The sequence below is a fragment of the Sutcliffiella horikoshii genome (assembly GCF_020524325.1).
In the GTDB taxonomy this organism is placed as follows: Bacteria; Bacillota; Bacilli; order Bacillales; family Bacillaceae_I; genus Sutcliffiella_A; species Sutcliffiella_A horikoshii_D.
This window is the reverse complement of sequence record NZ_JAIVKY010000002.1, coordinates 69,907-83,289: the sequence shown is the minus strand read 5'-3', so window position 1 is coordinate 83,289 and position 13,383 is coordinate 69,907. Positions and strand designations below refer to the sequence as shown.

At 33.2% G+C, this 13,383-nt stretch carries 23 protein-coding genes; 22 read left to right on the top strand and 1 reads right to left on the bottom strand.

Annotation, left to right across the window (positions count from 1 at the left end; genetic code table 11):
• The first annotated feature begins 82 nt into the window (after positions 1-82).
• From LC091_RS01675 to LC091_RS01620, 13 genes are all read left to right on the top strand, one after another.
• Positions 83-373 (top strand): hypothetical protein, encoded by a 291-nt coding sequence (locus LC091_RS01675; protein WP_226679993.1) that lies wholly within the window; start codon positions 83-85, stop codon positions 371-373.
• Positions 374-404: 31 nt separating this feature from the next.
• Complete coding sequence (locus tag LC091_RS01670) at positions 405-578, top strand: hypothetical protein (RefSeq protein WP_226679992.1); 174 nt, start codon at positions 405-407, stop codon at positions 576-578.
• Between the two features lie 115 nt (positions 579-693).
• The gene (locus LC091_RS01665; RefSeq protein WP_226679991.1) at positions 694-1,125 is read left to right on the top strand and encodes a hypothetical protein; all 432 of its coding nucleotides are present in this window, start codon (positions 694-696) and stop codon (positions 1,123-1,125) included.
• A gap of 95 nt (positions 1,126-1,220) precedes the next feature.
• Entirely contained in the window at positions 1,221-1,547 is a 327-nt protein-coding gene (locus tag LC091_RS01660) for a hypothetical protein (RefSeq protein ID WP_226679990.1), read from the top strand.
• Between the two features lie 280 nt (positions 1,548-1,827).
• Positions 1,828-2,079: a hypothetical protein gene (locus LC091_RS01655; protein ID WP_226679989.1), complete on the top strand. Its 252-nt coding sequence runs from the start codon at positions 1,828-1,830 to the stop codon at positions 2,077-2,079.
• 143 nt (positions 2,080-2,222) lie between these two features.
• Entirely contained in the window at positions 2,223-2,615 is a 393-nt protein-coding gene (locus tag LC091_RS01650) for a hypothetical protein (RefSeq protein ID WP_226679988.1), read from the top strand.
• Between the two features lie 115 nt (positions 2,616-2,730).
• A complete protein-coding gene (locus LC091_RS01645) occupies positions 2,731-3,336 on the top strand; it encodes a hypothetical protein (protein ID WP_226679987.1) in 606 nt (201 codons plus the stop codon).
• A gap of 636 nt (positions 3,337-3,972) precedes the next feature.
• The gene (locus LC091_RS01640; protein ID WP_226679986.1) at positions 3,973-4,908 is read left to right on the top strand and encodes a hypothetical protein; all 936 of its coding nucleotides are present in this window, start codon (positions 3,973-3,975) and stop codon (positions 4,906-4,908) included.
• A 270-nt stretch (positions 4,909-5,178) separates the two neighbouring features.
• Positions 5,179-5,376: a hypothetical protein gene (locus LC091_RS01635; protein WP_226679985.1), complete on the top strand. Its 198-nt coding sequence runs from the start codon at positions 5,179-5,181 to the stop codon at positions 5,374-5,376.
• The gene (locus LC091_RS01630; RefSeq protein WP_404819644.1) at positions 5,376-5,921 is read left to right on the top strand and encodes an AAA family ATPase; all 546 of its coding nucleotides are present in this window, start codon (positions 5,376-5,378) and stop codon (positions 5,919-5,921) included. Before LC091_RS01635 ends, LC091_RS01630 begins: the two co-directional genes overlap by 1 nt.
• A gap of 42 nt (positions 5,922-5,963) precedes the next feature.
• Positions 5,964-6,092 (top strand): hypothetical protein, encoded by a 129-nt coding sequence (locus LC091_RS20310; protein WP_264179193.1) that lies wholly within the window; start codon positions 5,964-5,966, stop codon positions 6,090-6,092.
• Positions 6,093-6,538: 446 nt separating this feature from the next.
• Positions 6,539-6,874, top strand: coding sequence for a hypothetical protein (locus tag LC091_RS01625; RefSeq protein ID WP_226679984.1), 336 nt, complete (start codon positions 6,539-6,541; stop codon positions 6,872-6,874).
• 427 nt (positions 6,875-7,301) lie between these two features.
• Complete coding sequence (locus LC091_RS01620) at positions 7,302-7,799, top strand: GNAT family N-acetyltransferase (protein WP_226679983.1); 498 nt, start codon at positions 7,302-7,304, stop codon at positions 7,797-7,799.
• 25 nt (positions 7,800-7,824) lie between these two features.
• Here LC091_RS01620 and LC091_RS01615 read toward each other — a convergent pair whose 3' ends face one another.
• A complete protein-coding gene (locus LC091_RS01615; protein ID WP_226679982.1) occupies positions 7,825-8,031 on the bottom strand; it encodes a hypothetical protein in 207 nt (68 codons plus the stop codon).
• 143 nt (positions 8,032-8,174) lie between these two features.
• On the opposite strand from LC091_RS01615, the gene LC091_RS01610 reads away from it, so the two are divergent.
• From LC091_RS01610 to LC091_RS01570, 9 genes are all read left to right on the top strand, one after another.
• Positions 8,175-8,672 carry a DinB family protein gene (locus LC091_RS01610; RefSeq protein ID WP_226679981.1) on the top strand — a complete coding sequence of 166 codons (498 nt, stop codon included), beginning with the start codon at positions 8,175-8,177 and terminating at the stop codon, positions 8,670-8,672.
• A 107-nt stretch (positions 8,673-8,779) separates the two neighbouring features.
• Positions 8,780-9,184: a hypothetical protein gene (locus LC091_RS01605; protein WP_226679980.1), complete on the top strand. Its 405-nt coding sequence runs from the start codon at positions 8,780-8,782 to the stop codon at positions 9,182-9,184.
• 209 nt (positions 9,185-9,393) lie between these two features.
• Positions 9,394-9,828, top strand: coding sequence for a hypothetical protein (locus tag LC091_RS01600; RefSeq protein ID WP_226679979.1), 435 nt, complete (start codon positions 9,394-9,396; stop codon positions 9,826-9,828).
• A gap of 43 nt (positions 9,829-9,871) precedes the next feature.
• The gene (locus tag LC091_RS01595) at positions 9,872-10,015 is read left to right on the top strand and encodes a hypothetical protein (RefSeq protein ID WP_226679978.1); all 144 of its coding nucleotides are present in this window, start codon (positions 9,872-9,874) and stop codon (positions 10,013-10,015) included.
• Between the two features lie 33 nt (positions 10,016-10,048).
• Complete coding sequence (locus tag LC091_RS01590; protein WP_226679977.1) at positions 10,049-10,393, top strand: hypothetical protein; 345 nt, start codon at positions 10,049-10,051, stop codon at positions 10,391-10,393.
• 30 nt (positions 10,394-10,423) lie between these two features.
• Positions 10,424-11,380 carry a lysozyme inhibitor LprI family protein gene (locus LC091_RS20470; protein WP_319003623.1) on the top strand — a complete coding sequence of 319 codons (957 nt, stop codon included), beginning with the start codon at positions 10,424-10,426 and terminating at the stop codon, positions 11,378-11,380.
• A 47-nt stretch (positions 11,381-11,427) separates the two neighbouring features.
• Positions 11,428-11,901, top strand: coding sequence for a hypothetical protein (locus tag LC091_RS01580; RefSeq protein WP_226679976.1), 474 nt, complete (start codon positions 11,428-11,430; stop codon positions 11,899-11,901).
• Between the two features lie 301 nt (positions 11,902-12,202).
• Complete coding sequence (locus LC091_RS01575) at positions 12,203-12,925, top strand: hypothetical protein (protein ID WP_226679975.1); 723 nt, start codon at positions 12,203-12,205, stop codon at positions 12,923-12,925.
• Positions 12,926-12,951: 26 nt separating this feature from the next.
• Positions 12,952-13,383 (top strand): hypothetical protein, encoded by a 432-nt coding sequence (locus LC091_RS01570; RefSeq protein WP_226679974.1) that lies wholly within the window; start codon positions 12,952-12,954, stop codon positions 13,381-13,383.

Below are 13,383 nucleotides of genomic sequence, written 5' to 3'. Positions count from 1 at the left end.
GAGCAATCGGGCAGGATTATTGAAGAAGGAATTGATACTTAATTATTAAAATTATTTCATTGAGAAGTTTCCGAGGTGTGATATGGGAAAACAAATTACATTTTATATAGATAAAGAAATTGAAAAAGACTTAGTTCATTATGTTATCACCAATGGTGGAGAAATATTATTTGAGGGCGATAATCCTAAGCCTAAAAGTGTAACATCATTACCTGAACCCTTTTCGGTAAAAGCATGGTTCAAATTATATCTTTATAAAGCAGATTTAGGTGACTTGAAATTTATAACGCTTCCTAATAACAGAAAGATAATCGATTCTACCGCATCCCCCGTCATTGAGTTTTCAAGAACCGAGAGAGGTAGGGAAGAATAAGGAGATTAGTGGCGGAAGGTTTTGGGTGGAAATGAAATATTGGGATGTCGAAAATCAACTTGTTCAGAAATCACTAGAACTGGATGATTGGTATAAAACACTTTCAAAGTGGATTAAAAAGAATGTTCCAAAAGAAAAAGAATGCAATTCTTATGTAAGCCCAACAATAAAAGATTTAGTATCACAGGGTTTTAAATTAATGTAGTTAGACAAAGGATATTGAACAATCTAGGGCGATTGCCGAAAAAAGGCTTGCTCCTTAGATAAGTATTGTGCAGCATTCCTGTAATGAAGAAAAATGAGAAGTGGAGGATGATTTTATGAAAAAAAGTAAACCTGTATATGAATTAACCATTGAAGACTTAAAAGAATTTCCTATATGGGAGTGGACAATAGATGAAGAAGAATATGAAGAACAAGACGAGACGTGGGTAAGCCCTTCTGAACAACGGAACTTTACAGAAGAGTTGAACGGTTCAATTGTATTAGGAGAATTAAACACTAATAATGATGAAAAATTTCCTATGATGTGCAGTCTTGATATCGAAGGGGACGAGGTATCAATTAGTTCTGTTGTTTATTATAACGATAAACAAAATGAATATTATGCTTTAGAAGATATGGTTAAAGAAATCGATTTGCCAATCTATATTAATATTGAGCTCATAATCAACGAAGAATTACAATTTTTAAAATTTACTGCGAACAAAGTGGACGTTTATAAAAAGAATATTAAAACAAATCTAAATTAAGCTCTTGTTAAACTAAATAGTAGCGTTGGCAGCATAGCTTATCGCTTCTTACTTTGGATTAGGGCAGTATTAAAGAATAAGGGAGGGAGAATACGATGACAAATAGAGTGAAAAAAGAATTAATTTCACTTTCCATATTCATAGTTGTTGTTGTGGCATTCCTATCAGGATGGTATGTAATTAAACCAGATCATCGAGGTATAGTAGGAGAATTAGAAGAGAATAAATTTATCCTATATCCTATAAAAGTAAATCCAGAAGAGGAACCATTTACTCCTGAAATTTATTTTTTGAAGAATACTAAAGTATCAGGAAAAATAAGTAGCATTCAAGATTTGAATGAAAATCAAGAGGTTAAAGTGTGGATAAAAGTATTTGAAGGGCAGTACATTGCGAAAAAAATTAAAATAACTAAAAAATAGCTTTCTTCCAGAATCTAGGACTGTAACGCAATATGTAGGTCTGTATCTCTAATAGGGGGGAGTTATTATCAAATTTATAAAAACTATTATTCAGTTATTTTGTATTACTCTACTTTTTGGCTGTACATCAAATGTAGAAGATAATGATTATTATGTTGAAGATATAGAAAACATTATAAACAGTAAATTTTCAGAAGAAAACGTTTTAAAAACTCAATTAAAAGAAAATAGTGACATTATTATATATGAGGTGAAGGAGACAATTTACTTTTTTTACTTTTTGGATAATACTCTAAGAAACCACCATAGGATTTCTTTAGAGCTTGTTGTTAAAGAAGGTATTTGGTGGAATGCTGGAACAGAAATAGAAGGTGATTCCCATGTATGGGGGATTGTTAATGAAAACGAAGAAGTTCCAGTGGGGTTATCCAATCATGATATGAAATTTCTTCACTTAGATTTCGAAAATTACACTATCTTTTTTATTGTGACAGAAGAGAATATTAACTCTCCGATCCAATTTACATATTAGTATTAGTAGAATTTCTATCGCACTCTAGATTTCTTTCTATTTAGTGTATAGTGCTACTCCAATCATAAGAAAAGGGCAGCATTTGTTTAATAATATGTAACTTTTGGTAGATAATTTATGTCTATATAAAAGGGGTAGGTTAATTGGAATTTTTAAAGAAGTTATTCTATGTTTCGATAATCTTAGCTTTATTGATGATTACAGGATGCAACAATCAAGGGGGAACTACAACTGTATCAAGTGATAATATTGATGCTGAGGAAGTTTTAACATTAGATTCTGAAGCGGATATTTTTCAGTATGATGGAGTAATCTACAAAACTAATATTGATTGGGTAGAAGAGTTAACTTTAACAAAAGATGTTCAAATTGGTGAAATACAAACAAAAAATGATACTAATACAGATTTTAAAGATGAAATGTCGAATAAACTCCCTGTTGGTTCAAAGATTTTTACCACTAAAGAAAGAGGGGATATCTTAATTGTTGAATTTCCAGGAAAAATAAAAAAATACCTTGCGATAGTTGAAGGGTAAACTCATTATCTTATTACGCAATCTAGGAGCTTTAATGCAATAACTGTAGGTGTCGTTACTGTAGCTCCTTATTGTGCTAACTGACAGGGAGGTTTTATTTATAAAAAAAATGTGTTTGGTCTTATTTTTATTTCTAATATCAATTAGTTTATTTGGCTGTCAGCAGCATAGTGAAAGTTTAAAACTGATAACAATTGAACCAATGGAGAGCAATTCCGAAACATTAGTTATAGAGGATACAGAAACAATTGAAATGATTAAAGAAGCAGTAAGTAATTCAAAAAAACAACCAGGTATTGTCGATATGGCAGACCCTGAATATAAAATTAAAATTGGGGAGGAAACTTATTTCCTGTGGGCTGACGAAAAATCTGGAACAATCATGAATACAGAGGATACACATACGATTTACTCTTTATCTGTTAGTTCAATTAAGCAAATCAACAATATTATCTCATCTAATTATTCGAAGATTAAAGAAATAGCTTGGAACTTCTTAGAAGAAAATGGTTGGAGTAATAGTGCCAAAAAAGAATGGAAAAGTGCAACAGTCACGAAAGTTATAGTTAATAAAGATTATGAGTTGTTATATAAGAATTATAAAGGCAAAGAAGTATGCTCTGTTTCATTTAAAGACAAAGAAAACATTGTAGCTAGTACACCGATTATACTGGTTGATGCAGATACAAACAAAGTAATTGGCTATATGCCAGGGGAATAACATTTTCTTGTTTAGGCTAACTACGAGCGGTTACACCATAATAGGATCAGTGGGATCGCTCCTTATTTTTGAATTGCGCAGGATTGAGGCGTTTTATATTTATTGCATGTTGATAGGGGATTGGTGCATGAGAAAGCTGATGTTTTTTATAGCAATAAGTATCCTTGTAATAACTGCAAGTTGTTCAGGAAACAAATTAGAGGGGACTAAACCACAATTCCTGATGTTTAAATAGACTCAGTTGATATTACTGTTGTAAGGGGAACTTATTGTTGGTATGAATGTGCTAAATACCCTTCTATTCCAGAAATTGTTGAAAAAGTAGAACCAATAGTAGTTCCTGGAGCTTCTAAATTTAACATCAGCTTTCATTACAATCCTAGACCAAGCAATATTTCCATAGCTCGAATGAAACAAGGTGAGGAAAAATTGTATAACCAGTCTTTGGTAACGCCTTCTGAACAAGGTGTGTACTATTATGAAATAGATGCAAGATGGAACTATGATAATTTAGAAGCTGACTCGCTCTAAGCATTTGTAATAGAGGTCAAATAGTCTTTATACAAAAATGAACGTTAATAAACCTACAAGAAAATGAATAAGGTAAAGCAGTATATTCTTGTAGGGGGAGTTTAATTGAAACACTTTACAAAGTGGATAAATCGTGCGTTCAAACATTATCCAAGAAAAGAAATGACTCTCATTATGGGATCCCATTACGAACCACAAACATTTGAACAGCCAGTTGAACGAAACAAAACTTCTTCAATAACTAACAGTAATGCCGAAAAATATTTTCGTCCTTCCCGCCTCCCTATAAAAAATACCCTTTTTAAAAACACCCAATTTTTTGATCCCTATTATGAATTAAATTACAAAGAGATAAAACTACCTGCAACATTAACCCGGAATCCTTACGAAACGATTTTAAACTACTTTAGTATTTTAAGAGAGGCAGAAAACCTCAACCAAAACCAGTTGGGTGGGTGCGGAACTGTAGGGATGGCAAAATTGCCATTTCCAATTGCTTATAACTTTTTTACTAAAGACTATCAAAATAGAGTTTCCTATGATGAATATCTTCAATCGTTTGCTGGAATTGGACACCTAAATTTAATTAAGTTGAACAGACTGCCAGATGAAAACGGCATGGTTCCCTATTTCATTGAGTTGGAAAGCATTGAAGGTTCATCAAAAGGTGTCACCTATTTTGCTTACTATTATGGCTATGTCCAATTAAAAAAAGAACATAACTTATACAAAATTGACCAGATGAAATTGTACGGAGAAGACTTCCTTTGTGCAGCCTATCATCTGTGGCAACATGATGCGGAAGCCGTAGTTGCTATTATGTATGGAGAATGGTGCAAATTAATAAAAAAGCAGTTACCTGCAAAACAAGACGGTTACGTTAAAACAATAGATTTTATTGGTACGGATGGAGTCGTTTACCGTTTTATCTTTTATCAATTAACAAATGATACAGATGTATTAATTTCTCAATTCAAAAAGAATACTGAAGGCAACTGGGAATCCATCAGGATTGATCCTTACGAATGTCTTAAAAACTAAGCATGAAGTATTGTATTTGAAGAGGCACTATCCCCTGTAATAGGGATTAGCGTTTATTTTTTTTGGCCTGGACGAAGAATAACTTATTGTAGGAATTTTTAGATTATGAAATAATTGGTATTAGACAATAGATTAGATTAGTGTGAGAAGCTACTTAAACTAAAAATATTGGAGTAAAGACTTATGTGGGTAATATTTGGGATTATTGCAATAGTTGTAACAATTATAAATTTATATATGTATGCAGCAGGTTAGGATTATAAGCTTGCTATGGCGTTGGGATTGTCATTTACAGCATTGACGCTTTGTGCAGAATACAGTCTTGTATCGGATTGGGTAGAAGTGAAAGATTGGGCAGCTTTAATGGATGTAGTACCTGGTATGGAGTGGGCATTGTGGTTTTTAACAATTGTTTCTATCTTTCTGAATATAACACCGATATTTTTAGAACGAAAAGGTAAGAAATAATGACTGAGTGTCTCATCAGAACAAAACTGAAAAAGAATATTCCTAATAAAATTCATATCATAGGATCAGTTGGTAGCGGTAAAACAACCTTAGCGAGAGTCTTATCCATTAAGCTAAATATTCCATTCTATGAATTAGATAACGTCGTTTGGATTAGGCAGAAAAATGGTGATGTTAGAAGAAGTGAAGAAGAAAGAGATAAATATTTGAATACAATTATAAATAATGAAAGCTGGATAATAGAGGGGGTTCATAATGATGCGTGGGTGTCTGATAGCATCGAGAATGCCGAATTAATTATCTTTCTAGATATAAACTATTCAGTGAGAACTTATCGAATTGTAAAGAGATTCTTCTTACAAAAACTCGGATTGGAAAAGTCACACTACAAACCAACATTTAAAATATTCTTAAAGATGTTTAAGTGGAATAGACATTTTGAGCAAGTAGGGAAACCAAACTTCCATAATAAGTTTGGTATATATAGTAATAAAATATTAGTAATAAGTAATAAGAGTGAGGCTAAGAGGTTTTTAAACATATAGCCGGAAGGTTTCTGGAAACTGTGGAGCAAAGGGGTTTACTAAATGAAGTTTCTACTAAGCTACATTCTGTTGATTATTGTTTTAGCTTTCGGACTATTTGTTTTCGTAAAAAGTAATAACAGTGAGGAGAATGTAAAAGATGAATCGTATATCAAAACTCTCAGCATGTAGATGACTTTAAAGTTTCAATAATTGTTGAAAAAAGTGAAGAAAATCTTGATATTTATGGCACCATTACTTATACGGGAGAAGAAGCGGCAATAGATATTTATCACGGTGGGGAAATTTTCTTCTTTAATGTTTATCAACAAGATGGGGATTTTGAATTTAATGGTGCTATGGACGATCCACAATTAATAACAACACTTTTCCAAAATAAACCTCACACAGTAACTTTTAATGTGTTAGAAATGCCCAGGTTAAACCCAGGAACTTATGAGTTTGAAGCTATTGCTTCATTTTCGTTGAATTCAGAAATAGCGGCAGACATCGAGATTCCTGTGTATAAAGTTGAGGAAATCAACTAATTAGAATGTGCCATACTTGGTATTACGCAGTATGGCAGTATAACGATTATATATGAAAAAAGAAAAAGTAACGTGGGTGGAGGTTTTTATATGTTTATATTAATATCGGCAGCATTACTTTTATTAACTTTTGGATTGGTGAAATATTTTTCTGTAAAGCGTCCTCTAACTGTTACGCTTATTGTTGGTTTAGTACTTTCAAGTATATCTACAATAAGTTTGTGGTTGAATTATAAAGCGAGCAGCGGGAACCATGATGGTATTGCCATCTCAAATCAACTTAGTTATTGGATTATTACCGATAGTGTTAGATGGTCTCAGGAATTGTTTTTGGATTATTTTATTTATGCATTGGTTGTTACGGTACTTATAGCTTTATTGATTGGTATCACTTTTTACTCAAATAAACAGACAAGAATAGCTTAATTACTCCTTAATATACTTGGAGCATTTGCTGCAAAGTGCCTCGTTACTTACATAGAATTGGGCATGGTTTGCTAGTAGTGATTTCTCAATTTAGAGGTGTTTAAATGTTTTATCTAACTTTAATTGGAACAGAAAACTGGTTAGGACTTCTAACTTCAATACTGATCGCTTTTTGCCTTTATTTCAGCCTTTCCTTTTTCCAACATTTAAAATTAGGCGATGAACGTCTTATAAGACAGTCTAAATTAGCAGCAGCTTATTGCCTAGCTCTAGCTTTGTTAATACCTGCACTTTACAGCCTGTATATTTCAATGCAATAAGGTATTTAACCCGAAAACCTTGTGTTCAATAAAATGGAGCAATTGCAGTACAATGGATAGCTCCATACATAAGAGTTGGACTGACATAGGGAGGAGGAGAGTTTGGAATGCTAATTAGAGAAATTAGAATGCAAGATGCAGAAAACCTATTAATCTTAATAAAGGAAGTTGAGCGTACATCTGCTTTTATGCTTATGGAGCCAGGGGAAAGAGAAATGACTCTTGAACAACAGCAAAAACGGATAGAAATAATGGACAAGCAAAACAATTCAACGATATTTGTAGCAGAAGAAAATGGGAAATTGATTGGATACTTATTTGTTATGGGCGGAAGCACTAAAAGAACAAAGCACTCTGCATATCTTGTAATAGGGATCTTACAAGAACATAGAGGAAAAGGAATAGGTACAAAACTGTTTGAACATGTTACAACGTGGGCTTCAAATCATGACATTTCACGGTTAGAGTTAACAGTTGTGACCGAAAATGAGTCTGGTGTAGCACTCTACAAGAGAAGTGGGTTTGATATAGAAGGAACGAAAAGAAACTCACTTATGATAAATGATAGAGCTTATGATGAGTATTATATGTCAAAATTATTGTAGTTTCTTTTTACTTTTGAAAATCATATTATTCACCAAGTTCCATTATTTTTCTTTCAATAAGGAACAATGAAATCTCAAATGCTTCAATTCTCCTTTTGGCTAAAGTAATCTGAGATTTATATCTATTAGGATTTTCTTTACCTTCCAGAGTTTTTACAGCTTCTCTTAATTTGTTAAGCGTAGAGTCAATTTGACGTTTTGCTTCAACCAAGTCAGATACCTTAATTTCCATCTGAATACACTCCTTTATCGATTTTTAAAAATCAGAATAATAAAGATATCTGAGTTTGAGAGATCTGTCAATGCACTATCTATTCGTTTTTACACCAATTAGTATTCATGAAGAACCAATTAAAAAATGAGGGGATTGGTTGTATGCAAGTTGTAACAAAAATGATTTTAGAACAACTCGATATGCATTGCCATGAGAATGAGTGGTTTGCATCCATGGATCAGGCGCTTCAAGGAGTCACTGCAGCAGAGGCAGCATGGACAAGTTCTGGAATTAGCAATTCGATTTGGCAGATTGTCAACCACTTGATATTTTGGAATGAAGATGTAATCCATCGAATTCAGGGAACAGAAAATCCTTATAAGGCAAAAGACAATGAAGAAACCTTTGGAAATCAGGGGGATCCAGAAGACGAAATTGGGTGGCCCCAGCCAGTGCTGCGCCTTAATGAAGTCATAAATAAATTAAAAAGGTTCATAGCGGACCTTGACGATGAAAAGTTAAAAGCTCCGTATGCAGATAACCGGTATTCTACTGAGCGCTTACTCAGCAATATTATGATGCACGATACATACCATATCGGCCAAATAGTCCTTTTGCGCAAGTTGCAATCCTCTTGGGGTGGCGTTGATTGGTCTTAAAGCATTTGCTACAGGCGATGTATATTTAATTTCCCACTCAAAGATTCTGAAATTGGATGTGATCTGTAGTTTTTATTAAAACTCAATATTAAAAGTGAGGTGTTAAAATGCTTGAATTACAAAACCGCTTAAATGAATTCAAAGAAATGCATGATGAATTTCTTTGTGATTGGAACTATGCCATGAGTTCAGGGGACACATCCTCAGTAGATAGAATGTCCGATGATTATTATGTATCCTTTTTTAATGATGGAAGTAAAAAACCAATTTTTTTCACGAGACAAGAAGCTATTGAAGGTATGGAACAATCTGTTAGGCATTTCTACGGTGCTAACAAGCGGTTTGAAAATAGAATCATTCGACTAAGAGATTACGAAAATGCAGTAGTGTTCTATGAACAATTAATTGTTAAAGATGAGAATGTATTAGCTCGATTATTTACCATAGAAAATTGGAAATTCATTAATGAGAAATGGATGGTAATAAGGGAAACAGAAGAATCAATCAATTAGTTTCATCCTTAGACTATTCTCCTATTCTCATAATCTAAATTCAATATGGAAGTTAGTTAAATAATAATGGGCACAATCCTTAGACCTGGATGAGTGCTCATTTTTATTTTTAGTCCATTTAATTAATTACTTATTGTGGAAATACTGGGAATTTGAGATGATTGTTATAGATTATACAAACGGAACATTACGTAAAGAGGGGGAGTTTGATGATATTCAAAAAAATATTAACATCCTTAACTACAACGGGAATGGTTTTTGTCATTTTTACAATATTTGATGAAATGGCTTTTAGTCTTTTTATACAGATGTACCTGCTTCCCACTTTACTATTCTATGGTGTACCAGTTTCTTTATTTGCTGATTATCTGCTAAAAAGTATTGATGGTTTTTTTAGGGTTTTGATTGCCATGTTTATTCACCTTCTATTCGCGGTGGTTTTTATTTTAGTACCGACAATATTAGGTTGGAAGTGGGATGTTTTATATTTTGAAAATTTAACTGCAGCATTCAAGAGTTTTATAATGCTTCCTGCAATTTTGTCAGCTTTTATATTCTGGTGTTTTGATGAAATACATAAAACCAAAGCCTTTAAAGATAAATGTAGATATATTCTAGGAAAGATTGGTGAATTAAGAATTTAACAATTAAGATGATCGAAAAATTTTAATGCAGAGGAGATTGCAAGTGAGTACACATATAAAAACATATTGTTTTATATTACTAGTATTTGCACTAACAGCTTGTAGTCAAAATCCAGTATTTAACTTGTATGAAGGGGGAATTTTAGACATAGCAGTTGTTGGAGAACCACCTGAAATAAAAGAATAACAAGTAACTTTTACAGAAATAACATTTGATGAAATGACACCTGAAGATCTGAGTTCTTATGATGCTGTTTTTATTAGAGAGAATAATCTTTCGAAGGCGGCTGAAGACCAATTCGCAGATGTTTACTCAGTCTCTGGCATTCCATTTTACTTTATTGGAACGGATAATTTTGTTCCTTTTACTGAAAAAGATTTGGAGTACGACAATTCATCAGAATGGACAGCTGGCCTGAGTTATGCGGTGGGTGTTCTTATCTCACAAGAAGGAGATACATTAAAACATTGGGGATTTGGTCTTCACAATGACATAAAGAATGATGAGCATCTTAAAGAAATGTATTCAAGAATATTTATGTCAATTGAAGAGGGGAATCGTTAATTTAGTCTTCAAGGTTTTAGGGGGAGCAAAATGCAAATGAAAAATAGAAAGCTGTTCTTATGGTTTGTGGCATTGGTTATAGGAGTGAGTTTTTTAGCTTATAACTACCTCAATAGTTCCTTTTACAAAAATGGAAATGATGAGGAATCCATTGTCCAAACAATCCAGTCAATAGATATGTACGCAGACACTTCAATAGATATTATAGATATCAAAGATGTAGAGGATGAGAGGTTAGTAGCATTTTTAAGCAATAACCTTCCAGCATACATTCACTTTATAAAAGATAAGTATGGTAATTATATATGGATTTCTGCTGAAATAAAAGGAGAGCCCCTTTCCCACTTTTTTATCCACTTGACTAATAGGATGGACAATCATTCCAATCTATGGATTCTTACCATTGCAACTTATGATAACGAAATCTCAAAAATGGAGTTGCGTGCCAATCAACACGTATACGTTGAAGAGTTTTCCCTATACAAAAACTCGACAACTTGGCTAGAGCTGCCTAAAGAGGAGAAGGATTTTTCATATGATTATATTTACTACGATAAGAATGGAAAGTTAATAGAAAGCGAGGATCTATCTACCAATGAACCAGCTGAAGTAAAAAAGGAAGAAGCGCCTTCTAGTTTAAAAGAAACGTATCTCCAACAATTAGATGATACTAAAAAAGAAGCGGAAGAATTGGAACCAACCGATTCATCTACATATGCCTTGAAAAAGGTGGAAAATGACAGATGGGAACTTTGGGATGAATTATTAAATGAGATTTATGGTGTATTAAGGGAGCAACTGTCTGAAAAAGAAATGAGTCAATTAAGAAAAGAACAAAGGGACTGGATAAAATTTAGAGATGATCGTGCATTAGAAGCATCGCTCGAATTTAAAGGTGGTACCCAAGAACAACTTGAATACGTAGCTGTGCTGGCGAACCTAACGGAAGAAAGATGCTATGAGTTAGTCGAGGATTATATGAAGTGACTGTGACTTATAGTCTCAACGGACCGACTGTTAAGGTAGGAGGGTTGATGATGAAAATAAAAATTATATCTATGGTACTTTTACTGTCTTTTGTGTTAATGGGATGTGGAAACAATAACCTGAATCTTGAGGGTGCAACCAGAATAGAGGTTTATGATTGGGAGAATAAAAGCCTTATACATACTATGGAGGATACTAGCTCCATTGATGACCTGGTTACTAAGTTAAATAAGGCAGATGGAGAAAAGATATCTGACACGGCAGATATTGCAATGCTTCCGTATAAAATTCAATTCAAAAACAAAGAAGATACAATATTGGAACTAGGTTTTGACCAAACGGAAGATGAATCTCATTATATGGATTATGAAAACAGCGTTAGATACATTGTTGACATCACCGTACCAAATGTTCCACTTTCTACAGCTTCTCCTAAAACAAAAGAAGAAATAGATGAAGAGAATAAAAAGGAGTTAGAATTAAAGAAACAAAATCAAGAAAAACAGAAGGATAATGAATGACTAAGGTTCTTTTGTTAAAAAGGGGATTGAATATGGAAATTAATTGGATGTATAGAGTTTTCTTTATAATTATTGGGGCAGTGTCTTTTTTTACGGGTGAGATAATAACTTTTGTTATGTTATTGTTTATCTTTTTCATTTTGAATGATATTCACCTAACATTACAGCAGATCTATATACAGAATAAAGAAAAGAACAATTAAGGATAAACGATGATTTCTCTAAAGCTAGATTTTGGGTCTAGGTAGTAGAGTTATATAAATTGAACACATTGCGTAATTCATAATTTGAGGTGAACAAATTGCCAAATATAGCACTCCTAACAGTTACACACGATCCTTCGGGAAAAAACATTAAGCTGTTTAAGGAATTGCAAACAGAATTGGAGAATATCTATACAGAACTATATATCACTATTAGTGATGAATCATCTAATACACTCTTGGACCATATTCAAAAAAGTAGATTTAAAGTAAAGGTAATTCCTAAAAAAGGAGCGGCTGCAGCAAGGAGGGAAGTGGTCAGCCTAGGACTTTCTGGTCATGGTGATTATTATCATTACTGCGACCTGGACAGACTTTTAACTTGGGGCGCAAACCATCTTGATGAGCTGAAATTATTAACCTCTAATATACCGAGTTGCGACTATCTTATTTTAGGCCGTTCAGTAAGAGCAATGAATACACACCCACAGGAATGGATTCTAACGGAAGAGATTACAAACAAAATTTGTTCTCTGGAGTTGGGAATGAACGTTGATATAACAGCTGGATCCTGCTTGTTTTCTAGAGAAAGTGCAGAATATATAAACGACTACTCGAAAGAAAAAATGACAGATGCTGAATGGGCAATGATTGTACATAGAATAGCAAAACTAGAAATCGGTTACGCTCCTGTTGAAGGTTTAGAATACCACGAAGAAATTAACGGAATTACCAGAAGTTTAAGTGAATCGGAAAAGTGGCTGGGTCGGCTCAAACATAGTTCCATTATCAGTGAAACGGCTATAAATACTGGGAAGTAAACTTTATATTAAAATGAGGGAAGTGAATGATAATATCTTCTTTTCTTTGTAACTGTTTAATACTTGTTTTTTTATTCAACTTGATAGGATGTAATTCTGATATTAGTGTAAGTTCAGATATAACCATTGATGGTGAGAATATAGATTACATAGGTTTTTCTGGTATACCAATAGAAGAGATAGACACCAAAAAGCCTCCACAAGATTACAAAGATATAGAGCGGATGGTTGTAAAGCCCAATGAATTAATCAAAATTAATTATCATGAAGTGCCAAAAAAGGTTTATTTATCGTATTGGAAAGATGAAATTCTTCAGGAAGAGGATGTAGTCTTGACTAATTTTGAACTTACTGCGCCTGAAAGTAACGGGGTATATGTCTATAAAATAGCTACTAAATGGAACTCTAGGGTTGCAAGGAATTATTTGTTTGTGGTTGAAGTGAAAGGTAAAGATTAA

Bases quoted from the DNA above. Each gene is read 5' to 3' on its own strand.
- LC091_RS01620 (WP_226679983.1), top strand. From the start codon at position 7,302: ATGCTAATTAGAGAAATTAGAATGCAAGATGCAGAAAACCTATTAATC.
- LC091_RS01625 (WP_226679984.1), top strand. From the start codon at position 6,539: ATGTTTATATTAATATCGGCAGCATTACTTTTATTAACTTTTGGATTG.
- LC091_RS20310 (WP_264179193.1), top strand. From the start codon at position 5,964: ATGAAGTTTCTACTAAGCTACATTCTGTTGATTATTGTTTTAGCTTTC.
- LC091_RS01610 (WP_226679981.1), top strand. From the start codon at position 8,175: ATGCAAGTTGTAACAAAAATGATTTTAGAACAACTCGATATGCATTGC.
- LC091_RS01570 (WP_226679974.1), top strand. From the start codon at position 12,952: ATGATAATATCTTCTTTTCTTTGTAACTGTTTAATACTTGTTTTTTTA.
- LC091_RS01665 (WP_226679991.1), top strand. From the start codon at position 694: ATGAAAAAAAGTAAACCTGTATATGAATTAACCATTGAAGACTTAAAA.
- LC091_RS01615 (WP_226679982.1), bottom strand. From the start codon at position 8,031: ATGGAAATTAAGGTATCTGACTTGGTTGAAGCAAAACGTCAAATTGAC.
- LC091_RS01675 (WP_226679993.1), top strand. From the start codon at position 83: ATGGGAAAACAAATTACATTTTATATAGATAAAGAAATTGAAAAAGAC.
- LC091_RS20470 (WP_319003623.1), top strand. From the start codon at position 10,424: ATGCAAATGAAAAATAGAAAGCTGTTCTTATGGTTTGTGGCATTGGTT.
- LC091_RS01580 (WP_226679976.1), top strand. From the start codon at position 11,428: ATGATGAAAATAAAAATTATATCTATGGTACTTTTACTGTCTTTTGTG.
- LC091_RS01630 (WP_404819644.1), top strand. From the start codon at position 5,376: ATGACTGAGTGTCTCATCAGAACAAAACTGAAAAAGAATATTCCTAAT.
- LC091_RS01590 (WP_226679977.1), top strand. From the start codon at position 10,049: ATGACACCTGAAGATCTGAGTTCTTATGATGCTGTTTTTATTAGAGAG.
- LC091_RS01670 (WP_226679992.1), top strand. From the start codon at position 405: ATGAAATATTGGGATGTCGAAAATCAACTTGTTCAGAAATCACTAGAA.
- LC091_RS01600 (WP_226679979.1), top strand. From the start codon at position 9,394: ATGATATTCAAAAAAATATTAACATCCTTAACTACAACGGGAATGGTT.
- LC091_RS01605 (WP_226679980.1), top strand. From the start codon at position 8,780: ATGCTTGAATTACAAAACCGCTTAAATGAATTCAAAGAAATGCATGAT.
- LC091_RS01635 (WP_226679985.1), top strand. From the start codon at position 5,179: ATGGCGTTGGGATTGTCATTTACAGCATTGACGCTTTGTGCAGAATAC.
- LC091_RS01660 (WP_226679990.1), top strand. From the start codon at position 1,221: ATGACAAATAGAGTGAAAAAAGAATTAATTTCACTTTCCATATTCATA.